The 24603-nt window shown below is 43.2% G+C and carries 23 protein-coding genes; 12 read left to right on the top strand and 11 right to left on the bottom strand.

The genetic code is table 11. The features are described from left to right. The first annotated feature begins 21 nt into the window (after nt 1-21). The 4 genes from fabF to ACN0W5_RS10960 all read left to right on the top strand — a co-directional run bounded on the left by fabF (nt 22) and on the right by ACN0W5_RS10960 (nt 3901). Nucleotides 22-1284 carry a beta-ketoacyl-ACP synthase II gene (gene fabF / locus ACN0W5_RS10975; protein WP_417454166.1) on the top strand — a complete coding sequence of 421 codons (1263 nt, stop codon included), beginning with the start codon at nt 22-24 and terminating at the stop codon, nt 1282-1284. Between the two features lie 112 nt (nt 1285-1396). Continuing rightward, the gene (gene mltG / locus ACN0W5_RS10970) at nt 1397-2299 is read left to right on the top strand and encodes an endolytic transglycosylase MltG (protein WP_417454165.1); all 903 of its coding nucleotides are present in this window, start codon (nt 1397-1399) and stop codon (nt 2297-2299) included. Nucleotides 2300-2518: 219 nt separating this feature from the next. Beyond that, nucleotides 2519-2737, top strand: coding sequence for a translation initiation factor IF-1 (infA, locus tag ACN0W5_RS10965; RefSeq protein ID WP_046507661.1), 219 nt, complete (start codon nt 2519-2521; stop codon nt 2735-2737). A gap of 372 nt (nt 2738-3109) precedes the next feature. Continuing rightward, on the top strand, nt 3110-3901 hold the full coding sequence (locus tag ACN0W5_RS10960; protein WP_417454164.1) for a YdhR family protein: 792 nt from the start codon (nt 3110-3112) through the stop codon (nt 3899-3901). A 143-nt stretch (nt 3902-4044) separates the two neighbouring features. On the opposite strand, the gene ACN0W5_RS10955 is transcribed toward ACN0W5_RS10960, so the two are convergent. Continuing rightward, a complete protein-coding gene (locus ACN0W5_RS10955) occupies nt 4045-4806 on the bottom strand; it encodes an SDR family NAD(P)-dependent oxidoreductase (protein WP_417454163.1) in 762 nt (253 codons plus the stop codon). 120 nt (nt 4807-4926) lie between these two features. Here ACN0W5_RS10955 and ACN0W5_RS10950 point away from each other — a divergent pair, with 120 nt between their 5' ends. Both ACN0W5_RS10950 and gmk read left to right on the top strand, forming a co-directional pair. Further along, a complete protein-coding gene (locus ACN0W5_RS10950) occupies nt 4927-5820 on the top strand; it encodes a YicC/YloC family endoribonuclease (RefSeq protein WP_417454162.1) in 894 nt (297 codons plus the stop codon). A gap of 19 nt (nt 5821-5839) precedes the next feature. Beyond that, a complete protein-coding gene (gene gmk, locus ACN0W5_RS10945; protein WP_417454161.1) occupies nt 5840-6484 on the top strand; it encodes a guanylate kinase in 645 nt (214 codons plus the stop codon). Nucleotides 6485-6499: 15 nt separating this feature from the next. Here gmk and rsmA read toward each other — a convergent pair whose 3' ends face one another. The 6 genes from rsmA to ACN0W5_RS10915 are packed head-to-tail and all read right to left on the bottom strand — an operon-like array spanning nt 6500 to nt 14142. Then, nucleotides 6500-7360 carry a 16S rRNA (adenine(1518)-N(6)/adenine(1519)-N(6))-dimethyltransferase RsmA gene (rsmA, locus tag ACN0W5_RS10940; protein WP_417454160.1) on the bottom strand — a complete coding sequence of 287 codons (861 nt, stop codon included), beginning with the start codon at nt 7358-7360 and terminating at the stop codon, nt 6500-6502. Between the two features lie 3 nt (nt 7361-7363). Then, the gene (gene pdxA, locus ACN0W5_RS10935) at nt 7364-8374 is read right to left on the bottom strand and encodes a 4-hydroxythreonine-4-phosphate dehydrogenase PdxA (protein ID WP_417454159.1); all 1011 of its coding nucleotides are present in this window, start codon (nt 8372-8374) and stop codon (nt 7364-7366) included. Further along, on the bottom strand, nt 8371-9636 hold the full coding sequence (locus ACN0W5_RS10930; protein ID WP_417454381.1) for a peptidylprolyl isomerase: 1266 nt from the start codon (nt 9634-9636) through the stop codon (nt 8371-8373). Before ACN0W5_RS10930 ends, pdxA begins: the two co-directional genes overlap by 4 nt. A 22-nt stretch (nt 9637-9658) precedes the next feature. Continuing rightward, the gene (locus tag ACN0W5_RS10925) at nt 9659-11866 is read right to left on the bottom strand and encodes an LPS-assembly protein LptD (protein ID WP_417454158.1); all 2208 of its coding nucleotides are present in this window, start codon (nt 11864-11866) and stop codon (nt 9659-9661) included. 3 nt (nt 11867-11869) lie between these two features. Continuing rightward, nucleotides 11870-12994 (bottom strand): LPS export ABC transporter permease LptG, encoded by a 1125-nt coding sequence (lptG, locus tag ACN0W5_RS10920; RefSeq protein ID WP_417454157.1) that lies wholly within the window; start codon nt 12992-12994, stop codon nt 11870-11872. After that, nucleotides 12994-14142 carry an LptF/LptG family permease gene (locus ACN0W5_RS10915; protein WP_417454156.1) on the bottom strand — a complete coding sequence of 383 codons (1149 nt, stop codon included), beginning with the start codon at nt 14140-14142 and terminating at the stop codon, nt 12994-12996. The genes lptG and ACN0W5_RS10915 overlap by 1 nt, the downstream gene beginning before the upstream one ends. A 207-nt stretch (nt 14143-14349) precedes the next feature. Between ACN0W5_RS10915 and ACN0W5_RS10910 the strand changes: the two genes are divergently transcribed. Together ACN0W5_RS10910 and ACN0W5_RS10905 are read left to right on the top strand one after the other, a co-directional pair. Continuing rightward, on the top strand, nt 14350-15849 hold the full coding sequence (locus ACN0W5_RS10910) for a leucyl aminopeptidase (protein WP_417454155.1): 1500 nt from the start codon (nt 14350-14352) through the stop codon (nt 15847-15849). 51 nt (nt 15850-15900) lie between these two features. Then, nucleotides 15901-16356 carry a DNA polymerase III subunit chi gene (locus tag ACN0W5_RS10905; protein WP_417454154.1) on the top strand — a complete coding sequence of 152 codons (456 nt, stop codon included), beginning with the start codon at nt 15901-15903 and terminating at the stop codon, nt 16354-16356. Nucleotides 16357-16390: 34 nt separating this feature from the next. On the opposite strand, the gene ACN0W5_RS10900 is transcribed toward ACN0W5_RS10905, so the two are convergent. Both ACN0W5_RS10900 and ACN0W5_RS10895 read right to left on the bottom strand, forming a co-directional pair. Next, complete coding sequence (locus tag ACN0W5_RS10900) at nt 16391-17215, bottom strand: universal stress protein (RefSeq protein WP_417454153.1); 825 nt, start codon at nt 17213-17215, stop codon at nt 16391-16393. A 135-nt stretch (nt 17216-17350) separates the two neighbouring features. Beyond that, on the bottom strand, nt 17351-18268 hold the full coding sequence (locus ACN0W5_RS10895; RefSeq protein WP_417454152.1) for an AraC family transcriptional regulator: 918 nt from the start codon (nt 18266-18268) through the stop codon (nt 17351-17353). A gap of 164 nt (nt 18269-18432) precedes the next feature. On the opposite strand from ACN0W5_RS10895, the gene ACN0W5_RS10890 reads away from it, so the two are divergent. Together ACN0W5_RS10890 and ACN0W5_RS10885 are read left to right on the top strand one after the other, a co-directional pair. Further along, nucleotides 18433-19269, top strand: coding sequence for a cysteine hydrolase (locus tag ACN0W5_RS10890; protein WP_417454151.1), 837 nt, complete (start codon nt 18433-18435; stop codon nt 19267-19269). Between the two features lie 208 nt (nt 19270-19477). Further along, complete coding sequence (locus ACN0W5_RS10885) at nt 19478-20332, top strand: substrate-binding periplasmic protein (RefSeq protein ID WP_417454150.1); 855 nt, start codon at nt 19478-19480, stop codon at nt 20330-20332. A 19-nt stretch (nt 20333-20351) separates the two neighbouring features. Here the strand turns inward: ACN0W5_RS10885 and ACN0W5_RS10880 are convergent, their stop codons facing one another. Further along, nucleotides 20352-22259, bottom strand: a complete 1908-nt coding sequence (locus ACN0W5_RS10880; protein WP_417454149.1) for an ABC-F family ATP-binding cassette domain-containing protein — start codon at nt 22257-22259, stop codon at nt 20352-20354. 267 nt (nt 22260-22526) lie between these two features. On the opposite strand from ACN0W5_RS10880, the gene ndk reads away from it, so the two are divergent. Both ndk and ACN0W5_RS10870 read left to right on the top strand, forming a co-directional pair. Further along, entirely contained in the window at nt 22527-22949 is a 423-nt protein-coding gene (ndk, locus tag ACN0W5_RS10875; RefSeq protein ID WP_085900674.1) for a nucleoside-diphosphate kinase, read from the top strand. 248 nt (nt 22950-23197) lie between these two features. After that, nucleotides 23198-24325, top strand: a complete 1128-nt coding sequence (locus ACN0W5_RS10870) for an aminotransferase class V-fold PLP-dependent enzyme (protein ID WP_417454148.1) — start codon at nt 23198-23200, stop codon at nt 24323-24325. Nucleotides 24326-24383: 58 nt separating this feature from the next. Here ACN0W5_RS10870 and ACN0W5_RS10865 read toward each other — a convergent pair whose 3' ends face one another. Next, complete coding sequence (locus tag ACN0W5_RS10865; protein WP_299374261.1) at nt 24384-24506, bottom strand: hypothetical protein; 123 nt, start codon at nt 24504-24506, stop codon at nt 24384-24386. Between the last annotated feature and the right edge of the window lie 97 nt (nt 24507-24603).

Below are 24603 nucleotides of genomic sequence, written 5' to 3'. Positions count from 1 at the left end.
GCGTAGAGACTTTGTAAAATCATGCGTCGTGTCGTTATAACCGGTCTCGGTATGGTATCTCCGCTTGGATGTGGTGTTGATCACATATGGTCACGTATTACCAACGGTGAATCAGGTCTAGGTAAAATTACTCAATTTGAGGCAGCTGATTTGCCGTGTCAGATTGCGGGTGAAATTCCTGTTGGCGAAACCGCTGACGGCTACTTTAATGCGGATGATCATGTCGCAGCAAAGGATCGCCGTAAGCTAGATCCCTTCATTGTATATGGTATCACTGCAGCTCAACAAGCTATTGAAGACGCAGGCTGGAAGCCTGAAGATGAAGAAAGTTTGTTCCGCACAGGTGTGATGATTGGCTCTGGTATCGGAGGCCTTCAAACCATTGCAAATGGAGCGGTGATGATTGAGGAGAAGGGGCCGCGTAAGCTTTCACCCTTTTTCATTCCTTCATCTCTAATTAATTTGATTTCAGGTCATGTTTCTATCCGTTATGGATACAAAGGACCAAACCACTCGGTTGTAACCGCCTGTTCAACAGGTGCACATGCCATTGGTGATGCAGCGCGTTTGATTCAGCTGGATGATGCTGATGTGATGGTTGCTGGTGGTGCCGAAGCTGCTGTTTGTAGACTTGGAATCGCTGGTTTCTGTGCTTCACGTGCGTTGTCTACTGGCTATAATGACGCTCCTGAAAAAGGGTCTCGTCCTTGGGATAAAGGGCGTGATGGTTTCGTTATGGGCGAGGGTGCTGGTGTCGTTGTGCTTGAAGAGCTTGAGCATGCGAAGGCACGTGGTGCTACAATTTACGGTGAAGTTGTCGGTTATGGCTTGTCCGGGGACGCTCATCACATTACGGCGCCACCACCTGATGGTAATGGTGGTTTCCGCGCAATGTCTGCTGCTCTAAAACGTGCAGGTATAAACGCAGGTGATGTGAATTACATCAATGCTCATGGTACTTCTACTCCTTTGGGGGATGAGATCGAATTTGGTGCTGTAAAACGTCTGTTTGGTAATAACGAAGACGTTTGTATGTCATCAACCAAATCTGCTATTGGTCATCTACTCGGTGCTGCTGGTGCTGTTGAAGCAATCTTTTCCGTGAAGGCTATTAAAGAAGGTGTGATCCCGCCAACACTTAATTTGGAAGATCCATCTGACGAATGTCAGGGGATTAATCTGGTGCCTCTTGAAGCCCAGGAACGGAAAATTGATGTTGCGCTCTCCAATTCTTTTGGATTTGGTGGAACGAATGCAAGCCTAGTGCTTAAAGCATTCAGATAAGTTCACTTAAGCTGTGAGTGACGAACAAAAAGTATCTACGAGGCCCTCTTTCTTTAAGTGGGCCTCGCTTGTTATAGCCCTAGGAATTTTATGCCTTTCAATTGTATTGTACATGGGGCAACAAGAATTTCTTGCGCCCGGCCCTCTCAAAAAAGATCTTACTATTGTGATCCCTAAAGGGTCTGGGTTAGAGAGAATATCTAACATCCTGAAGGATGAAGGTGTCATTCGTGAACCGCTTATCTTTCAGTTAGGGGCTCGCTACACAAAAAAAGCAAGAAACTTAAAAGCAGGCGAATTTTTAATGCCGGCTGCTGTTTCAATGCAGGGTGTCATTGAGATACTGGTGAACGGTAAAACTGTTAGTTACTCAATTACAATACCTGAAGGAAAGACATCCTACGAGATTGTTGAAATACTGCGGAATAACCCTGATTTAGTTGGTAAAATTGATGATGTCCCCGAAGAAGGGAGCCTTTTGCCTGAAACTTACCTGTTTGTCCGGGGAGACAGTCGTCAATCAATTTTGGACCGAATGGAACAAGCATTAAGCTCCAGTCTTGATAAACTGTGGGACAATAGACAGGAAGGTTTACCGCTCAAGACCAAAGAAGAAGCATTGGTTTTGGCATCTATTGTTGAAAAGGAAACTGGGATTGCAGCTGAAAGACCACTTGTTGCAGGGGTCTTTATCAATCGCTTGAATTTGAAAATGCGTTTACAGTCTGATCCTACGGTATCCTATGGGATAACTCTTGGTACTAAGCCTTTGGAACGCAGTCTATCGCGTAAAGATTTGAAGACACCTACGCCCTATAATACCTATACGATTGATCGGCTTCCTCCTGGGCCAATTGCTAATGTTGGTTTGTCTGCGCTAGAAGCTGTAACTCAACCTGCTAAAACAAAATATCTTTATTTTGTCGCGGATGGCACTGGTGGTCATGCTTTTGCTCGTAGTCTTAAAGAGCATAATAAAAACGTTCGTCATTGGCGTTCTGTAAATAAGAAATAGGATAAGCGTCACTCCTACGAAGTTGTTAAGCGAGATGGTTTTGGAAATTAGAACATACGGTTACTGTCGGATTGTTCGTAGTTTTATGGTTATTTTACAATGTGATTTCATTAATTTTTAACGATAGTTGTGCAAAAATGAGATGATTACTTGACCTTTCGCAAATGTTGAGTAGTTTTGCGGCACGCACAAATGCGGTATAAAAAAGGCAAAGGTTGAATGGCTAAAGAAGAACTCCTTGAGTTTAGTGGTACTGTTATCGAAAAGCTCCCAAATGCAATGTTCCGGGTCGAGCTTGAAAATGGACACGAAATTATTGCCCACACTGGCGGTAAAATGCGCAAGTTCCGCATTCGTACCATGGTTGGTGATAAAGTTGACGTCGAAATGACCCCCTATGATTTGACTAAGGGCCGGATCACTTTCCGTCACAAATAACTCTATCTTTTCAAAATAGAGAATACAGTGCAGTTGCGCGTTTGGTCATTAAGACGGAACGCGCATTTTGTGCTTCTATTATATGATAAATTATTCCCGCCGAGCTGTGGGTATTTTATGGGATGGTCATGATTACGGCGTCCGCTTGTGTCGCTCGACACTTATTTATTACTTTTCTGAAACGATACTGATAATACGCTGACATGTATCTTAGCGCTTTCGGGGCTTGCGCGTATAAGTTCATACATTATTTAAAATATAACGAACGGTATAAAAAAGTTGACAAAAATATAATGATCACTATTTATTTAAATATATCGATCGTTATATTTGTGTGCGCATAAGAAAATTAAAATAATCAAAGGTGAGAAAATGAGTGAAAATAAATTAGGTGATTTAGATGACGGGATGAAGTCACGCAGGGATGTATTAGTTGTCGGGGCAAAAACAGTAGCAGCAACAGCATTCGCGTCAACACTTGGTTCTAGGGGTGTTCTCGCACAATCAAATACTAATTCATTGGGGAAAATCATGGACACGAAAGCATTCGTATATACTGAAGTACAAATTAATGTTCCTTTTGAAAAAGCACCGTGGGGGGATGTAAATAGAGCGATAAAAGAACAGCCTGGATTTATCAACAAAACTTGGCTAGCAGGCGTTAAAACAAATTCACTTGGTGGTATCTACGCGTTCGACAGTATTGAAAATGCACAAAAATTTGTAACGGGGTACTTTCCTGCAGAGGCGGGTGGGTTTGGTGCTGCGCACAATACCCGTATTTTTGATGCGACACTTGTAAAAGATGCTAGCCTGGATATTGGTTCTCCACATTTTGGTGTTGCACCTCGGCAAAAGCCAGGTGCGTTTGTTTATACAGAAGTACAGGTTAACGCGCCGTTTGCAAATGCACCTTGGCAGGAACGCAATCCTGTTTTGAAGCAACAAAAAGGTCTGTTAGCGAAAACATGGCTGAGTGGTTTGCACACCAATACCATCGGTGGGATTGATGCCTTTGATACGCTAGAGAATGCCACTTCTTTTGCCTTGGAAACATTCCCTCAGACAGCAAAAAGAATGAATGCGGCTTTCTATACACGTGTGTTTGATGCCAGCCTCACTGAAGAGGCAAGCCGAGATATGTATTCGCCCTTTTTTGTATAGACTTGAGCGATAAAATTTTATTAAAGCCGTTCCATTTATTGGGACGGCTTTATGATGTTGTGTCTTACAGGGTATGGTGGTGAGAACTTAACCCAATCTGATAGAACTAATTATCATTTTGCGGGAATATAATTTGTGATGAATTACTGCTTGTTAGGTAATTTGCTCGAGATAAATTCAGAGAGATAAAGGGGCAGGGCAGAGAAGAATAATACGGCAATGTACATTGGTTTCGGAAAAGAGATACGGGCTTTGTTGCGTTCTAAACCCTTGCCAATAATGGTCGCTGCCTTTGCACCTTCCATTAAAAATGGCATTGGAAATTTATTGACGGCTGTAATACCGCTTTTGACAAAGCCGGGTGTTATCACTGAGACCTTGATGTTACTCTTCTTTAAGGTGCCTCGTAGGCTTTCCCCCCAGGTGCGAACAGCTGCTTTACTGGCACAGTAAGCCGGGGCACTAGGAAGCCCTTTAAATGAAGCGAGAGAGGACATAATCGCGATTTGTCCCTGACCATTGGATTTCATGATCTCAATTGAAGGGAGAACAGTGTTGAGTACACCGTTCAGATTTATATCCATAATTTCACGTGTTTGACTTTCAGATTCGTCTTGTTTTCCTGTGCCGCCTGAAATGCCTGCGTTGGCGATAACAAGATCAAGTTTTGACAGTTGATTGGCTTTGATGATTTCTTGGTAGCAGGCTCTTTGATCTGTGACGTCCAGTTGCAATTGATGAACGGTTGCGCCACGTTTTATACATTGATCTGACGTGGTATTTAAACGTTCGCTGTTTCTGCCTGTGAGGAATAAAATATTCCCTGGCTTGGCATAATATTCTGCAAGGGCGGCACCAATACCACTAGAAGCGCCGGTAATAAATATCGTCTTTGGAATTGTCATTCTTGCAGTAACTCATATGCTTTGGGTATAAGGCTTATGAAAATAAGGCTGCTTGTGATGAATGTAAAACAATCGATCATGTGGTTGAGTAGGATGTTTCAATAACCCCGAGGAACCATTATGGGAAAAGCAATTGCCAGCATGACAGGATTTGCCCGTGCTGAAGGTGAATACGCAGGAACAACCTGGTCTTGGGAGCTTAAAAGCGTTAATGGTAAAAACTTGGACGCCAGATGTCGGGTTCCAAATGGATTCGAAGTTTTAGATGCAAAAGTAAGGTCCGCGTTGGCAAAAAACTTTAAACGCGGAAATTTCCATATCAACCTTGTGATTGATAACAAGCAGAGGTCGGTGAAGTTGCAAGTGAACGAAGACATCCTGCAACAAGTTATTCCGCTTGCAACAAGAATTAGTAATGATCTGGATGCTGTTGCCCCTTCCATTGACGGCATTTTGAATTTGCGTGGTGTGTTAGAGCTTGTTGAGGAAGAGGAAGCTCAAGATGAGGCTGATACGCGTATAGGCTTGATTGAAGCAAGCCTGAAAGATGCGATCGAAGCGATGCAAAGTATGCGACGAGAAGAGGGTGCAAGGCTTGCGGAAATCGCCTGCACCCAGTTGGATGACATTGAGAAACTTCAAAAAGACGCAGTTAAACTAGCGGCGACACAACCGGCAGCGATACAGGGGCGGTTTAATAAACAACTGACAGAGCTGTTATCTGATACAAGTACTGTTTCCGAAGAGCGTCTAGCACAGGAAATTGCGATCCTTGTCACTAAGGCTGATATTCGGGAAGAGCTTGACCGTCTCGCTGCGCATGTTGCTGCTGCACGTGAGCTTTTGGAAAATGGGGGGCCTTGTGGGCGTAGGTTAGACTTTCTTTGCCAGGAGTTTAATCGCGAAGCCAACACACTTTGCTCAAAGTCTTCTGACGTTGCATTGACGACGATTGGTATTGAGCTCAAGGCAACGATAGAACAACTTCGCGAACAAATTCAAAACGTCGAATAAAAGTAAGGTTTTAGAAACAATGAATGCTGTTGTTGCTCCCACGCTTGAACGTCGTGGACTTATGCTGGTCCTTTCTTCCCCATCCGGGGCTGGCAAAACAACAATTTCCAGAATTTTACTGGAAAGAGAAGAAGAACTTACGCTATCGATATCTGCGACCACCCGACAAATGCGCCCGGGGGAAATCCACGGCAAAGATTATTTCTTTGTGAGCTCTGAAGAGTTTAACTCGATGGTGGATAGTAATGAGATGCTGGAACATGCGACTGTATTTGATAATAAATATGGCACACCAAGTGAACCTGTAGAACAAGGGCTTTCATCTGGGCAGGATGTTCTGTTCGATATTGATTGGCAGGGAACACAACAAGTTGCTGCAAAGGCACCTAATGATATCGTTCGCGTGTTTATCCTTCCACCGTCGTTGGAAGAGTTAGAGAGACGCCTTTATGCGCGGGCTCAAGATAGCGAAGAGGTTGTCAAAGGGCGGATGGCCAAAGCTGCTGATGAAATGAGTCATTGGGCGGAGTATGATTATATTATTGTAAATACAGATGTAGAAAAATCTGTTGCCGATGTACAGGCTATTCTCAGGGCAGAGAGATTAAAGCGAGACCGTCGGCCTGACCTTGATTCTTTTGTCCGTGGATTACGCCAGGCGTAGTTTTGGAAGTGAGCTTTAGAATCGGCTTTTAAGGTGATCATAGGCTCGGGCAATTGAACAGAACTCTTCAATGGTAAGTTCTTCTGCCCGAGCTGTCTCTTTTATACCAGCGATTGATATAAGCTCTGGAGTATCCGTGCCCAGGCTTTTTAGGCTTTGACGCAACATCTTACGTCTTTGCCCAAAGGCTGATTCTGTGATTTTTTCCATCGTAAACACATTGGCTTCTGCCAATGGTTTTGGTCTAGGTTCCAGCCTTGCTACTGTTGATGTTATCTTCGGTGCAGGGATGAAGGCCCTAGGCGGAATATCAAAAAGCGCAGAGGTTTCGCAGAGCCATTGTGTCATGACACTCAGGCGGCCATAACTTTTTGTTCTGGGTTCAGCAATTAGGCGATCAACCACTTCTTTTTGAAACATTAGGGTTAAACTTGCAAAACAAGTGGAATCCAGTGCAACTTGTTTAAGCCATCTAAGAAGAAGTACTGTTGAAATATTATACGGCAGATTGGCGACAATTCGTCGTGGAGGGCTACCAAGTTCTGTTAAGTCGACCTTAAGGGCGTCGCTTTCCATAACTTGTAATTTATTGCCATAAGCAGTTGAGACTTCTTTCAGAGCTTCGAGACAACGTTGATCTTTCTCTATGGCAATAACGTGTTGGGCGCCTTCCATAAGCAGCCCACGTGTTAGACCGCCCGGTCCGGGGCCAATTTCGAATATTGTTCCTTGATCAAGTGGGCCCCCACCTCTTGCTATTCTGGAGGTAAGATTTAAATCCAGTAAAAAATTTTGCCCAAGAGATTTTTTTGCGGCGAGATCAAAGCGCGCGATAACATCTCTTAGCGGGGGGAGGTTGTCTGGTGATCTGTTCATTTTTTAGTGTACTTTGGCTCTTGCCATTGTCGTCGCCATTTCAATCGCTGCAATAAAACTGGTGGGATTTGCAATTCCCTGTCCTGCGATATTATAGGCCGTACCGTGATCTGGTGAAGTCCGAATAAAAGGAAGGCCAAGTGTAATATTGACACCGTTGTCAAAATCCAAGGTCTTAATAGGGATTAATGCCTGATCATGATACATACAAACGGCGACATCATATTCTTCGCGTGCTTTGGTATGAAACATTGTGTCTGCTGGTAGAGGGCCTCTGACGTCGATGCCTTCTTTACGAAGGAACTCAAGCGTTGGAATGATAAGGTCAATTTCTTCTGACCCCATTGTGCCGTCTTCACCAGCGTGCGGGTTTAGTCCTGAAACTGCAATACGCGGTGTGCTAATGCCAAAATCTTGTTTCAACGCGGTACTTGCCGTTCTTATTGTATGCGTTATCAAATCGCTGTCGAGTTTATTTATTGCCTCAGCCAGGGAAAGGTGAATCGTAACGGGAATAACACGCAATTGTTGGGAAGCAAGCATCATAACGGACGGAGTTTTACTTTTGGCTAAGTCTGACAGATATTCTGTATGTCCGGGATGATTAAATCCTGATTGATAAAGAACGGCTTTATTAATCGGATTTGTGACAACTGCTGAGGCTTCTTTGTTCTGTACAAAACTTACAGATCTTTTGATGGAATTAATAACAGCAGAACCATTGCGGGGATCTCCTACACCAGGAGTTACAGCTTCGTGTAATTCTTCTGAAATGACAGGTAATGCCTGCCCAAAACAGGAAACAGCATCAATCGGAGATGAAATTTCTCTAACAGGTACGTTTAACGATAGGTCGGTTGCCAGTTTTTTTAAGCGACTAGGGCAATCTATTACAAAAAAAGGCTGTACCGCCTTTTGATGTAATTGATCCCACGCTTTAAGTGTTAGTTCACCGCCAATGCCAGCAGGGTCTCCCATTGTTATGGCTACAGGTAAAGGTATCGATTGGCTCACAGACGTATATCCACGTTTGAACTTCTGCGAAGATCTAAAAGGTACCTTCTTGCGAGGGTATCTAATCTATCATTCGTCAGTTTTTCTTGAATTGCCAAGCGATCAACACCACCACTTTCCTGACGATTACAGACTGCAATAACAGCCAAACCGCCCGTAACTTTGATTGCGGCTGTTGTTTGGCCTTCACTTACCTGCTCTATGGCTGCCCTGGTTGTGGCGGGAAGGTCCTTAGTTTTAAGGGTTCCTAAATCACCTGACCCATCGTCACCGAGTTCATCGGATAGTTCATCCATTTCATTACAGCTTGTGAATTTCCGTCTTGCATCAGCTGCTCTTGATTGTGCTTGTTGTGTTTCTTCAAAACTTGGATTTGCAGGCAAAGAGAAGAAGAATTGTTTTAGATGGACTTTCTGTTCACTTTCAGCAGAGCGTTGATCTTGAACTAAGAGAATATAATAGCCTCTCTTGGTTTGTATCGGGCCGAGCAATGACCCGATAGAGGCGGATTCTACAGCGGTTTGAAGCTCGTTAGAAAGTTGTCCTGTTTGCAACCATCCAAGATCTCCACCCAACCCCGCACTGTTTGATTGTGATATTTGCCGGGCCAAAGCAGAAAAATTTCCGCCATTTTTTATTGTCAGTAGAGCATCATCTGCTTGTGCTTTTATTTTAGCTTCATCGGAAGCAGTATCGATACCGAGGAAAATCTCAAAAATTCTTTTCTGGACTGCTGGACCATCTGATTGAAGTTTTGTAATAACTTCATCTATTTCAGCTTCAGAGATATTAACAGATGATCTTAGTCGTCTGTTAACAACTGCTCTCCATGCAATATCGGCTTTAAATTGGTCAAGAAGGGTTGTTGGAAGTACGCCTTGTTTACGCAGCCCATCTGTCAGTTGTTGTACCGTCATTTTGTTCTGCTTCGCAACAGCGGTCAGGGCACGTTGAACTTGTTGGTCTGATATTGTGATATTAAGCCGCTGGGCTTCTTGAAGTTTGAGCCTTTCGTCAATGAGAATACGAACCACTTGTCTGACCATTCTTTGTCGAACTTGTGGAGTATTTTTTTGCTTACTTGATACAATTGCGAGCTGAGTACGCTGGCTTACATCCAGCAAAGATATGATATCGTCGTTCACAACTGCTGCTGGACGTAAAACGTCTTGTGAAAATGAAGTCGTTGCTGTTGTTAGCATGAGGGCAAAGCCCAACAAATTCGCAGCAAAATTAATTCTCATTTGATATCGATACCTTATTATCTCAGATAGCCGAATTCTACTATAGCGGCTGAATTGTACCCAAGTGTTTAAATGTTAACTCAACCATAAACCTGTTATCTGGTTCTACTTCTCTATCTTGGAACCAAGTGCGAGAATATTGGCTATCTATAATGATACATTCATCATGGTAAATTAGGCCCAAGCTTGCTTCACGGGACGAATCTGCATCGATATCTCGTGTATAGCTAGATCTCAGGCTCCAATATTTAGTCAACTCGCTGTTAATACCAATTTTGACTTCTTCTCTATCAGAGGTTTCACCATCGATATTGTCATCTTTAAGAAAGACGTAATCCAAGTTTAAGTTAAATGCCGCAGGGCCAATATTGACTTCAACTTCATTTCTATTAACGCCTAAATCATCAGGGTCAAATCTAAAGCGATATAGGGCATTAAAGTTATCAATAGTATATATACCTACGTGCCCTACAATATCTGATACAGATTCTTTCAAACCTGAATTCTCTTCATGAAGGTTGCTTTTCCCGCTAAATCGATAACTTTGTCCAACCATAAAGTCGGCCTGATTACCCGATACAGTAGAAGCTGTCCATTTTACGCCATAACTTACGCGACTGCCTGAATCTACACGGTCTGTTCCGGCAAACCGATTTAGAGAAAAGAGCGAGGCATCATCAAACTCAAAGTCACGGCTGTCGTCGTTTGGAATTTCGTTTGGATTCGATCCATTTGGTGCGAGGACACCTTGTACAATAGGTTCTATTGTTTGGCTAAAGTTACCGCGATGACTGGCAAAGGGAAAGCGCCATTCCAACGCCATTTGTGGGAAAACACGACCCGTAAAGCCTGTAAAACTATCCCCGCTTTTTCGAATGTCATCATTCGCTGTATCGACACCATTTACCCAATAGCCATCAGTTTGTATTTGCGTGGTGAGCTTATACTGATCCCCCCAAGATCCAGTGTAGGGAAGGTCCCATCCGCTAAGCATGGATACACGTCTACTGTCTCTACCCTCGCTGCGGCCTAAGGCTTGAGCGTTGGCATCCAAGCGATAGGTTGCCCCAGTCAGACCTGGTTGACTTTGAAAGTGGTATTGTGCTCGGGGTAAAACAAAAGGGTTTTCTGAATCGTCAACACCATTACGCGTGCTTTGAAATTTATAGCTGTCTAACCTTGCAAAGTTACGCCCTCTAAATCCTTCGATGAAAGCACTTGTCTCAAGCTCTGATTCTGTATTGAATCCATAAACTCGGCCATAAGTGTCATCAGAAGCATATTCAGCGTTAAAACCCCATCGCCAGGTTTTATCTAAGTCAAATCGACCTTCGCTTATGATTTGTCCTCGAAATTCATCCTTCTCGACATTGCCGTTATTTTCATCCCTATCAGCGATCGTTGCGCTGGCTTCAATTGAGAGGTCACCTTTGTTGAATTTTTTTTCATACTCCCCTGCGAGCACGATCCCTTGTTTTGTTGTCGCGATAGGTGCAAATAAAAATTCTGAGTACTCGTCAATTGCCCAGTAATAAGGAATCTGTAGGGTTATACCTAACTGACTGGAGTTACCGTAACTTGGTAGGAGGAATCCACTCCGTCTTTTTACTGTGGGGTCAGGATGGGCAAGGTATGGCGTGTAGATAACAGGGACACCAAATATTTCCATCCATGCATGGTCATATTTTATTGTTTGTGATGTTTTGTTATGGACAATTTTTTTAGCCTTGAGCTGCCAAATAGGCGCCTTGCTAGGGTCATCTTTGCAAAGTTCACAAGGGCTGAAAACGCCATTGGAAAAGACAGAGATATTACCACTGGTTAATTGTCCCGTCGATGCCGCTAGACGACTACGATCTGTCAGTAGTATACGGATGTCACGAATAAAGCCTTCTTTTAGGTTATCTGTAAGTTCAACATGTTCAGCAAAAACGATATCACCACTAGGCTCTAGCAGGCTTATATTGCCTGTTGCACTCACAACATTTGTGTTCATGTTATAAGATACACTATTCGCAAGAACCGTACGGTCACCTTGCGAAATCTCGACATTCCCTGATGCTGTTACTACCCCTAATCCTTCGTCATAGACAACTTCGTCAGCACTAATAAGTGCTGGGATCTCTTCATTGACACCTTCCAAAGATTGAGCAAAGGATGCATTTGGTAAAGATAGTCCAACGACAAAAGTTAGTGCCAGTACAGACACTGAATTTTTTAGTAATGTTTTTACCCCCCTAAAAGACATGTTCTATCCGTCTTCCAGATGTAAAAGCATAGTGACACCTAACAATAGTGATACCCCCGCTGGTGACCAAGCTGCTAGAGCAACTGGCACTTTGGTTGATTGACCTAAGGCAAAAACGAAATTGGATAAGAAATAAAGCAGAAATCCAGTAAGAATACCAGAGAGGATCATCAATCCGACCCTGCCTCGTCGATGTTGTTGCATGGAAAAGGTTGCTGCAAGTAATACCATTGCAAGAAAAAGAAAGGGTTTAGAAAGCAGTCGGTGAAATTGTAATTTGAGTTTAACTGCAGAAAAACCAGCCTTTTCCAATAAATTTATGAAATACGGTAACTCCCAAAAAGAGATTGATTTTGCGCTGGCAAAGCTGTCTTGAACTTTTTCCATAGTTAAGTCGGTTGGAATTAATACCTCATCAAAATAATCTGGCTTTTTACCAGGATAAGAGTGCCAGGTGTTTTGTAGGGCCCAATTGCCATTTTCTAAACGTGCTTTTCCCGCGTCATACCGAGACAAAAATTCCCCGTCATTAGTTAGGTTAAAAATAATGACCCGATTTAGCGAAAGATCTTTATTCACAGATCCGGCATGAATAACGGAAAGACCCGTCTCGTCAGGTTGGCGGAGCCATAATCCTGTTTCTGATACCTTAAAAATAGCTTGATCTTTTTTCTTGTATATACGTGAAAGCTCTTTGTTTTTGGCAAATAGCGCTGATGAGACTGGGTTGATTACAGCAAAAGACAGTGCCCCGATTATGATGGAGCAGAACGCAAATGGAAAAATGATTCCCCAGATAGAAACGCCAGCGGATCTAATTATAACGAGTTCGTTTGCCCGTGTTAATTTCCAAAAAGTAGCCATTGCTGCGAACAAAATCATGAATGGCATGATCTCTTCACTCAGTTGAGGCATCTTATAGAGGACAATTTTTATGATCTGTAAGAAGGGAACTGCCTCATCTTCGAGATCATCCGATACTTCGATTAAGGAGATAAGGAAGACCACACCCATCAAAACAAAGAAAAAGCTAAAAAAGCTCATTAAAAAATTTTTGGATGCGTATCTAAAAAGAGTCCAGGAAATGTGCGCAGACTTAACAGATTTTTTATTTACAAGTGCTGTCATTATGATGCCACGACCTCTTCATCGTGAGGGGGATGCGAACCACCAGAAGTTTTCGATGATAAATTTTTAGGCTTTTTTACAATAAAATAAAGGGAAGTGATCACAACAAATAATGGCCAGATATAGAGCAAGGGAATTAGGTTTTTGTTTTTTTCTGCAATATCTTTAAACAAGAACATTGTCAGCATCATAACCCCCATAAGGCTAATGGCGAACATAATGCGCCCCAAATATCCTCTGCGACTAAATTCTCCAGATAAAAGACATGCCAAGGCTATAAAAGCCATTGCAAGGGTGAATAGAGGGCTGGCGATACGGTAATGGCCAGCTGCGACGAGCTTGTCATAGTTATCTACATCTCTTGGATCTGTTAAATCAGGAAATATTAACTGATTAAGAAAGCGTTCTCTGGGTTTTAACCATCGATCACTTTCTTCTTGACTGATGTCCCCGAATTTAAGGACATATTTGTCAGAATAAGCAATTGAAAGTTGCCCTGTTACGGGGTTGACTTCCTGTCGACTTGCATTCCAAAGGACAGCCCTAAAATCGTCCTCTTCTTTTAACAATGCACCGGTATCAGCTAAATAAGTTATTTGTTGCCCCGGGATACTACTGTCATGAACGATGAGGCCTTTTAACTCTCCAGCAGGCGTTTTTTCTTTAAAATAAATAGTATACTCAGTGTTGATTGTATTGAACTTCCCCGCTTTTAGAAGGACGGGGGATAGATTATCCCTGAAATAATGCTGTAGCTCTCTGAATTCACGATATGAAACAGGTAAAAAGTATAGATTGATGGCGACAACTGTGATCATTGATATTGCACCCAGCATTATTCCAGGGCGTGCGAGTTGAAGTTGTGAAAAACCTGCTGCTTTTAAGACCACAAGCTCGCTGTCAGTTGTCAATTTGTTATAGATAAAAAGAACCGAACAAAAAGTCGCGACAGGGATAACGATAACCAGGAAATAAGGCATCAACAAAATAACAAAATAGAAAAATGTCGATGCCGGAAGGCCGTCGTTAACAATCATGTCAACGAATCGTAATGATTGAGCCAGCCATACAGCAACAGCAAGAGACACTGCGACTGAAACAGCAAACAAAACCAGTTGCACAAGCATATAGCGCGAAATTATCTGCATAGGGTCCGTAAAATAACCTATAAAAAAATATACAAAAGAAATAGCCAGAACACCCTTGTCACGTCCAGTTAATTCGTGGATTTTCATAAGAAGAATAATGAGATTTGAGTCATGGAATACAAAGTTCTATGATTACGGTTGCATTTTACAGAGTAATCCTTGTTCTATAGCAGCAATTAATTAAATCGTTTTACCAAAGAGGGCGGCATGAAGTTTTCTTTTGTCTCTGACAATTTTCCTAGCACTGGCGCGATTGTCGCGACTGTATCTGAAGGTGGACAATTCTCCACAACTGCAAAGCAATATGACGATAAGACAGGCGGAGTACTAAGACGTGCGGTCGCTAATAGCTCTTTCAAAGGCAAGAAGGGGGAGTTGCTCGAAATTTTAGCACCAAGTGGTGTCGAAAATAGTCGAATTATTTTGGCTGGTCTCGGCAATCCTAATGAATTGAAGGCAACAGATTTTGAAAATCTGGGGGGACAGCTTTATAAGGACCTTTTTTCTAAAGGAGAGAAAGCCGTCTGTGTGTGCACGGATGGTACTTGTGTTCAAGGGGCAAGCGAAGATAACGCAGGTGCTCTTATCGCTTATGGTGCCTTACTTCGCAGCTATCGTTTTGATACCTATAAAACGACCAGCAAAAACGATGCGAAAAATACACTCGAAGAGTTCACAATCTTCTCTGCTGATTCTGAGGGTACCAAAAGTGCTTATGCAACGTTATCCAAAGTTGCAGAAGGTGTGTTTTTTACCAGACAGTTGGTATCTGAACCCCCCAATGAATTGTATCCTGATACATTTGCAGCACAGGCTAAAGAACTTGAAGCGCTTGGGGTAAAGGTAACTGTCTTGGCCGAAAGTGATATCGCCAAACTGGGTATGAATGCTCTCTATGCTGTTGGCATGGGGTCTGAGCGTGAATCTAAAGTCGTCATTATGGAATGGAATGGTGCTTCTGAAAAAAGCACTGAGAAACCGTTGGCTTTTGTTGGTAAAGGCGTGACATTTGATACGGGTGGTATTTCGCTGAAACCGGCGGCCGGTATGGAAGACATGAAGTTTGACATGGGCGGTGCGGGAACTGTCTTTGGTTTGATGAAAGCACTTGCCGGCCGTAAGGCAAAGGTAAACGTTGTTGGTGCGTGTGGCTTGGTTGAAAATATGCCGTCCGCTAATGCACAACGCCCTGGTGATATTGTAAAATCCTATTCAGGAAAAACCATTGAAGTATTAAATACGGATGCAGAGGGGCGTTTGGTTCTTGCTGATGTTCTCTCTTACACGCAAGAGAAATACAATCCACGTCTCGTGATAGATTTGGCGACACTAACAGGTGCAATGATTATTGCCTTGGGTAATGATATCGCCGGTATTTTCTCAAACAACGATACTTTATGTGAACAGCTTACAAGCGCAGGTCTAAGTGTTGATGAACGTGTTTGGCGTCTGCCTCTTGCAGATTGCTATGATAAACTGTTGGACTGTGACGCAGCCGATATGAAAAACATTGGCGGCCGAGCTGCCGGATCAATAACAGCGGCTCAATTCCTTCAGCGTTTCATCGATAAGGATCGTCCTTGGGTTCATATTGATATTGCTGGTGTTGCTTGGTCGACAAAAGAAAAAGCCATTGCGGCGAAGGGGGCAACTGGTTTTGGCGTTCGTTTGCTTGATCGCTTTGTTGCTGATAACTACGAAGATTAAAAATCAAAAGGCAGGATGCAGTGTATCCTGCCTTTTTTCTGGATGACTTTGATGACAGATATACGTTTTTATCATTTGACTAAAACAGCATTGGAAAATGCACTTCCTCAAATGCTTGAAAAAGTAATAGAGCGTGGTCAGGAAGCTGTTATTCTGTCATCTGATGAACGTGCATTGGGCGAGCTGGATCAGAATCTTTGGAGCTATCGCCCAGATTCCTTTCTTCCTCATGGCACTAAACGAGACGGTTCAATTGAAGAGCATCCGGTTTGGTTGACCACTGAGCAGGATGATCTTGCCAAACGGGATGTTGCCTTCATTGTGCATGGCGCACACCCAGGAATCCTCGAAAGTGATAAAACCTCTTTATGCGCGGTTCTGTTTGATGGAAATAACCCAACAGTAGTTCAGGATTCTCGCGTACTTTGGAAAGAGCTGAAAGCTGCCAATCATGAATTGACGTATTGGCAGCAAACAGATCGTGGATCTTGGGAGAAGAAAGCCTGATCTGCCTTTCTTCTCAAAAAAACTACTTACAGTGCTAGTGAGATAACAAGACAGGGAATTCCTGGTTGGAAAAGAGTGATTTTGTAACGCCGCCAAATATCATTTCTCTGATCCGACTATGTCCCCAAGCGCCAGCAACAATCAAACCGATCTCTTCTTCTTTACCTGTTTTTAGGATAACGTCTTCAGGGAAAGCACTTTCAACTACTCTGTTCTCAGCTTGGATGCCGTGACGTTTCAAATGGGTAGAGATATCATCTTGAGATATATTACCCTCTTCGGGTAATCCGACTGACAATAATATTACTTTTTTTGCTGCTTTTAATAGCGGTAGGGCGCCCCTTACTGCGCGAGAGGATTCGGCTGACCCATCCCAAGCGATAAGAATGTTTTTTGTAATATCTTTAGGGATTTTACGATTGGGAACGGCTAGGATGGGGAGGCTACTTTCCATCAGTAACGACCCTGCAAATTCGAGCTCATCGGCAAACTTTCCCTTTACCTGGCTAATCACTGTCAGGTCTGTAAAGCGTGCATGGAAAGCAACGATATCTACTTCTCGCCCTTCGTGTTCTCGCCATTCATAGCTTACTTGTGCGGCCTCAGCCTTTTCTTTAAAACTTTTTTGAACCGTAGCAGCTTGCTCTTTAATGTTATTTCGCTGTTGTTCGATGATTTCTTCTGGAAAATAGCCAGTTACGCCATGGGGCGAACCATGCAGTATCGCTTCTGGTGTTCTTAGTGCGTGAACACCTAGAATATGCGCTCCGTCAAATTTTGCAGATAGTTGTATTGCTGCTTCTAAACGGGTTTGTCCTGCTTCTGTGTTATCAAGTTGAACCTGAATGTCCCTTAACATAAATGCATCTCCGTTTTTGAAATGTAAAAGATACTATAGTTTTTCTGACGATGTATCTTATTTGATTAACTCATGAGAGTTTGCAAATTTATAAGAATATGCGCATTGATCTTAATCAATTTTGGCGAGGTTTCGTTAAGATAACCCAATGTTGTTTCGCACCATTTTCCTATAGTGATCAGGTGCTTTCCCAAATTCGATTTCAAAGGCCTTGGTAAAGTAACTACGGCTGTGATAACCGACTTTTGATGAGATGATTTTTATAGGTAAATCTGTTGCACTTAACAGTTCCGCAGCGCGGTGCAAACGAATGGATCTAAGTAATCCGATGGGGGTTGTTCCATAAATTTTCTTGAACTTATTCGCAAAGCTGGCACGACTCATTCCTACGTTATCGGCTAGACTTTCCACGGTGTGATGTGATTCAGGCTTGTTCAAAATATACTGTAAGGCATCCCACATTTGTCGATCTTCAGCACCACGTAACCATTCAACAGATTTATGTCCCGCCAAATGATGACGCCTTACTAGCATAATAACGCATTGCTCTAGTAGTGAGCGTGCCAAAGCCTTGGTACCAATTGTTGGATTGGCAAGTTCTAATAATAATTCATCCATCGCATTTCGTATGCGATCTTCTGATGTTAGTTGAGCGATCAAGGGTGTTTGAATTAAATTCAGCAATCCGGTTATACCGCGGTACGACACATCGACCAAACCACATACGGCTGTTAAAGTTTGTTGTCCTGTCCCTGTTATCAGATGTTTAAGAGAAGCATCAAGCGGCCTGCATAGAGGTAGAGGGGTATTTCTTTCTGTTGCGCTTATTAAGCTATGATGTTGGTGAGCTGGAAGGAGAATAATCGCCCCCGTTGATATTTTCTGCTTGGGACGGTTACTTATAGCAATCTCTCCCGATCCACTTGTAATGTAATGCAGAATTGCCTGATTTTGATCAGGTAAAGCAAGTGTTGTGCTTGCCCCGCGAATTTCGCAAAAAGCAAAGGGATTTAGATTGATGTCGATGGCTTCAAGGATATGGTCGATAGTCATACATTATAATTTGTGCAATCTGTGACCGATAACAAGAACATGGTTTTAATATCATGCCTTCCCTGTTGAAAAAGACACAATCCAGACGATAAAGCACACATGACGTTCTAGATATTAGAGAACAAGGAATTATCCTTGGGTCAGAAATATTAAGGAACAGTACAATGTGTGATTGTCATGATCATAATGATAAAGCTTTTTCTCGCCGAGCAATGTTGGGGGGAGCTGCTGTAACGTTAGTCGCGGCAGGTCTAACAGCAACATCACTTGGAAATAGTGCAGAGGCCGAAGCTTCTAATCCAAGCTATGCTGATCCGGAAAAACCTGCCTTGCCAGCTATTGATGTCGACGTCAGTTTAGCTGATACGGCTTTGGTTGTTGTGGATCCACAAATAGACTTTTTAAGTGAAAATGGTGTCGCGTGGGGTGTCGTCGGCGAGAGTGTTTCTGAACATAATGTGGTGAAGAATATTGGTGATTTATTGAATTCTGCAAAACAAGCAGGAATGACCGTTGCTATTTCGCCACATTATTACTATCCAACAGATCACGGGTGGCGATTTGAAGGGCCTTTGGAAAGGCTAATGCATAAAATTGGGATGTTTAATCGGAAAAGTTCTCTGAGCTTAGATGGGTTTGAGAATTCCGGTGCTGATTTTATGCCAGAATATAAGAAACAAATTCTTGATGGGAAGACGATTATTGCTAGCCCACATAAGATTTATGGGCCACAGAATAATGATTTGGCGCTTCAATTGCGTAAAAATGGCGTCAATAAAATAATCTTGGCTGGAATGTCTGCAAATCTTTGTGTGCAAGCTCATTTGTATGATTTGCTAGAACAGGGATTCGAAGTGGCTGTCGTTCGCGATGCCACAGCAGCAGCGAAAATTCCCGAAGGTGATGGCTATCACGCTGCGTTAATTAACTTTCGATATGTTGCAAATGGTCTCTGGACAACAAAAGAAGCGGTGAAGAAGATTTCCGCTGCGGCCGCATAAACCTTAATTAGCATTCTTGTATCCGCAATGTAGGTATAAGGCGTCCTTTCGGTGACAACCGATTGGGCGCTTTATCTCAGGCCCATATTTGAGGTGTCGGTTTAAAAAACACTTTAACAATAATGAAAGATGTTATGGTTTAAGATGTAAGGCTGTTGCTATGAGTGTCGGAGTTGTTTTACGCCTAGCGACTGTCGGGGAGTTTGCGTTGGGTCCTATTTTAACTTGGGTTTGGGGTATGTTGTTGAACCGAGCTAATAATTTTTTGGTTCTTTTGGTGTGCCTTATTATAAACGGTTTATTGGTCTTTCCGTCCGAAGCTGACAAGATGAAGCTGCGTATCGGATACAATGTAAATTCGTCTTATCCACACTTTCTGGGTACTGGGCTTGAACCTGCTTCACCACCTGGTGTGTCACTGGATTTGCTTAACCAAATTGCCAGTGATTTGGACTTTGATATTGAATATATAAGACGACCTGGGCGCCGCATCTTGAACGAACTTAAGGAAGATCAGTTGGATGCCGCGTTTATTTTTTCTTACAAGCCTGAACGAGAAGAATTTGGCGTCTTTCCCATGAAGGATAATAGGCCTGATGGTGACAAGCGATTAGCAGTTCTATCCTATTATCTCTATAAAATGAATGAAAACTCTGTAGGTTGGGACGGTAAACGGTTTATCAATCAAGAGGGAGTAGTTGGTGCAAATTCTGGCTATTCGATTGCGAAGGATCTCAAGAACAAAGGGATAAAGGTGGAGGAGGCGAGATCAACCAAGAATAATTTTGCAAAGTTAAAAAGTGGCCGGGTTGACGGTGTCGCCGATCAGGGAATAGTTGCTGATGCCTTTATATTTAAGAATAATATATCTGGAATCACCAAAGTATCTCAGCCAATAGCAACAAAAGATTATTTTTTAATTTTCGGTCATAAATTTTCTGATAAATATCCTGATTTACGAGACGAAATTTGGGATAAAATTGCAAAATACAGAGACGAATTAACCGAAAAATTTATGCCACGTTATCTTGAAGAATATCAATTGCAACCTGGCACAAATTAATCAGAAAACTTCATCCTACCTAAGGTGACTCAAGCTTCTCCTGAGCCTCGAGCCACAGGGTTTCTGCTTTCATGAGTTCTTTTTCTACCTTTGCCAGCTCTTTAGCGAGTTCCAGCTGTCTGGCGTTGTCGCCCTCATAGAGTGAAGGGTCGGCCATATCTTTCTCAAGCTTATCTTTCTTTGCTTGAAATTTTTCCATTTTTTGTTCCGCGAGGCGAACGGCTTTTTTGAGGTCGCCTCCGGCAGCTCTGGCCTCTGCTGCTGCCCGACGTTTGTCTTTTTTACTCATGCTCTTTGCGCGAGGTGCATCATTTCCCTGATTTACATCGTTGGATCTGCGAGAGCTTTGGCGCTCTTTTCGGCGTTGTTCCATCAGGAGGCGCTTATAGTCTTCTAAATCCCCGTCGTATGCTTGTACGTTACCATCAGCGACGAGCCAGAAACGGTCGGCAGTAAGTTCGATTAAATGAGGATCGTGCGAGACCAATACAATGGCGCCTTCAAAGGCGTTCATGGCCTGAACAAGGGCTTCTCTGGAATCAACGTCCAGGTGGTTGGTCGGCTCATCCATAAGTAATATGTGGGGGGCGTCTCGGGTTGATAAGGCGAAGAGCAGGCGTGCTTTTTCGCCACCTGATAGTTTACCAACTTTTGTTGATACATGGTTCACGCCAAAGCCAAAGCGACCCAGCTGTGCTCTTACTTTTGATTCGGGTGTTCCTGGTTTCATCAAGCGGGCCATCAAGGTGTACGGCGTCGCATCGAGATCAAGTTCTTCGGCTTGATCCTGCGCAAAATAGCCAACCTTGAGCTTGGATGATTTGTATAGCTGCCCTTCTTGAGGATCCAAACGTCCTGCAAGGAGTTTCACCAAGGTGGACTTACCATTGCCGTTTGCCCCAAGGAGTGCAATACGATCTTCCATATCCAAGCGAAGATCTAATCCCTTAAGGATTGGTTTGCCTGGCTCATACCCGATATCCACACGGTCAAGGTTGATCAGCGGTGGCGCAAGTTCTTCTGGTGAGGGGAAATCAAAAGCCAAGGTACTGTCTTCTGAAACAGCAGCAATAGGCTGCATACGTTCCAACATCTTGACGCGAGATTGTGCTTGTTTGGCTTTTGACGCTTTGGCTTTAAAACGATCAATGAAGCTCTGAATGTGTTTGCGCTGTTCTTGTTGTTTTGCGTGTTGTGCCGCCTGGTGTTCAAGACGTTCCCGACGAACCTGTTCGAATTGATCGTAATTTCCTGTGTAGGAATTCAGTTGAAGGTTTTCTAGATGGATAATCTTGTTGGCAACATTATTCAAAAGGGCACGGTCATGGGAAATGAGTAATAGCGTTCCCGGATAGTTTTTTAGATAACTTTCCAACCAGATTGTAGCTTCCAGATCTAGATGGTTGGTTGGCTCATCCAAAAGAAGAAAATCAGGTTCTGCAAAAAGCAGGCTGGCCAAGGCAACACGCATTTGCCAACCACCAGAAAGGGCAGAACAGGGCTGTTGCTGTGCTTCTTCGTTAAAACCCAACCCCGCAAGTATCCGTGCTGCCCTGCTAGGTGCAGTGTCGGCTTTTATATCCACAAGGCGCTCGTGAATTTCAGCTATGCGCATCGGATCTGTCGCCGTGTCAGCTTCTTTGAGAAGTTCTGTTCGCTCAACATCAGATAGAAGAACAGTATCAATAAGACTGACATTGCCAGATGGAGCTTCCTGAGCAACTTTCCCCATTTTGGTTTTATTGGGAACGTTGATGTCGCCTGATTCTGAAGCAATCTCTCCAGAGATGATTTTCAGCAGGGTTGTTTTACCCGTGCCGTTACGGCCGACAAAACCAACTTTATCGTTTTTGTGAACGGTTGCAGAGGCTTCTTCGAAAATCGGGCGGCCTACGATGCGGTATGTAAGGTTATTAATATGTAGCATGTGCGCTTAATATCACTGAAGAGAGGCTGTGGTAAGAGTTTTCTTGAGGAATATTTCTAAAACAATGCCAATTCGATTTTACGTCCTCACTTTCACGGCAAAAAATTTGTTTTTATGAGACTGAAGCGGAGGATGTGTCCCCTCGGATAACTGCCGGATAACTGCTAACACAGAGATGTCATGTAATTAAAGTTGCCCCAAAGCATTTCTGGCTGTATAAGGCCGCCAAACGATTTCCATTCTTTATCTAAAGTAGGAGTGCCTGACATGGCTCTTGAGCGTACTTTCTCTATCATTAAACCCGATGCCACAAAGCGTAATCTGACTGGCAAAATCATTGCTAAGTTCGAAGAAGCTGGTCTTCGCATCGTTGCTTCCAAGCGTATTCACATGAGCCGCGAACAGGCTGAAGGTTTCTATGCTGTTCATAAAGAGCGTCCTTTCTTTGGTGAACTCGTTGATTTCATGATTTCTGAGCCAGTTGTTGTTCAGGTTCTTGAAGGCGAAAACGCGATTGCTAAAAACCGCGAAGTTATGGGGGCAACTAACCCAGCCGAAGCAGATGCAGGTACAATCCGTAAAGAGTTCGCACTTTCAATCGGTGAAAACTCTGTACACGGTTCTGATGCTCCTGAAACAGCTGCTGAAGAAATCAAATATTTCTTCTCAGACGCTGAATTGGTTGGCTAATAGTCTTTCTGACTATACGAGATTGAAAAGGGGAGCTTCGGCTTCCCTTTTTTTGTAGGAAATACTGTTCCTTATTTTTTGCTTTGTCTGCTTACAATTTGTCCGCATTCAATTTTTCTGACGGCAAAAATTAAGTGTACTCTTCTTGTTCGTACGATCATTCTTATCTCGCAATACAACCAATCTGCCGTAATGAATGTCTTGACGCATTTTAACGGTAAAATTCAAATAGTTTTTGGTAAGGTCCGATGATAGATAACGTGAAACCCCTTTTTGATATCCCTTCTGATATTTGTTATTTGAATTGCGCTGCGCAGTCACCCATGTTGAAATCCGCCAAAATTGCCGGCGATGCAGGGTTGGCGATCAAATCAAATCCCTGGACTCTCGATCCGGATTTCTGGAATGAGCGTTCGGGCGAACTGAAGGCCCTTCTTGCGCAAATGATTTCTGCCCAAACGAACGATATCGCTCTTATTCCTTCCACAGCTTATGGTGTTGCCACGGCGGCAAAGAATCTATCTCTCGATAAGGGGCAAAATATTGTTCTGCTAGAGGGGCAATTTTCGTCTAATGTTATTGCATGGGAACAGAAAGCTAATGCATGTGGGGGTGAATTAAGCGTTGTTAAGCGTCCTGATGACTACGATTGGACACCTCATGTACTTGAGGCGATAACCGAGAAAACTGCAATTGTAACACTGCCACCATGTCATTGGACTGATGGTAGTAAGATCGATCTCGTTGCCGTTGGAGATCGTTGTAGGGATAAAGGCGCGGCGCTGGTTATCGATGCGACCCAGGCGGTGGGTGCAATGACAATTGACGTTACAGCTATCCAGCCTGATTTCCTTATTTGTTCTTCTTATAAATGGCTTCTAAGCCCGGTTGGATCTGCCTTTCTTTACGCTGCGCCTAAATGGCAAGAAGGGGAATCAATTGAATACAATAAATTCAACTGTGATGATCCAGATTCGTCTTTCGGGATGCATCAGCCCAAAGCTGGCGCGGTACGTTATGAAATGGGGGGACGTAATAACTTTATTCTTCTGTCCATGGCTTTGGAATCAGCAACCCAGGTCAGTAAATGGGGGGCAGAAGGAGTTCAAGAAACACTCAGGCCAATGACTAACCTTGTTGCTGAAATGGCAGGGGAGCGGGGCTGGAAAGTCCCAATCGGCGAAAACAGGGTCGCTCATATTATCGGCATCAGTTTTCCAAATCAAAAGATTGAAAATCTGGCGAAAAAACTTGCGACTGAAAACGTTTTTGTCAGTGAAAGAGGTGAAGGTATTCGTGTGTCACCTTATCTCTATAACAGCAAAGATGATATCGAGCAGTTGTTTTCGGCGCTTGATCGGTTTGTTGTCGTGTGAGGCGAGCAATAAAAAAAGGAGGCTTTTCAGCCTCCTTTTTAAGTTAGTTCAAGTAAACTTAAACCAGTGTTGCTGCCATTAGGCCAAGAACGATCATAATTGCGATAACAGAATATGTGGAAACTTTTGTAAAGCTTTCCCAGCCGCGTTGGCGTTCAACTGTTAGTTCTTCGTTTGTCATTATCGTGTGATCCTCTGTTCCACAAATATCTATATCTGGCCAGAGGCCAAATTCAAGATGACTTTACCAAAGGTTGGCGCTTTTTCAAGTCTGAACT

The sequence above is a fragment of the Kiloniella sp. genome (assembly GCF_048270245.1).
Classification (GTDB): Bacteria; Pseudomonadota; Alphaproteobacteria; order Kiloniellales; family Kiloniellaceae; genus Kiloniella.
Note: the sequence above shows the minus strand (reverse complement) of the source record. Positions and strands in the feature narration are given on the sequence as shown.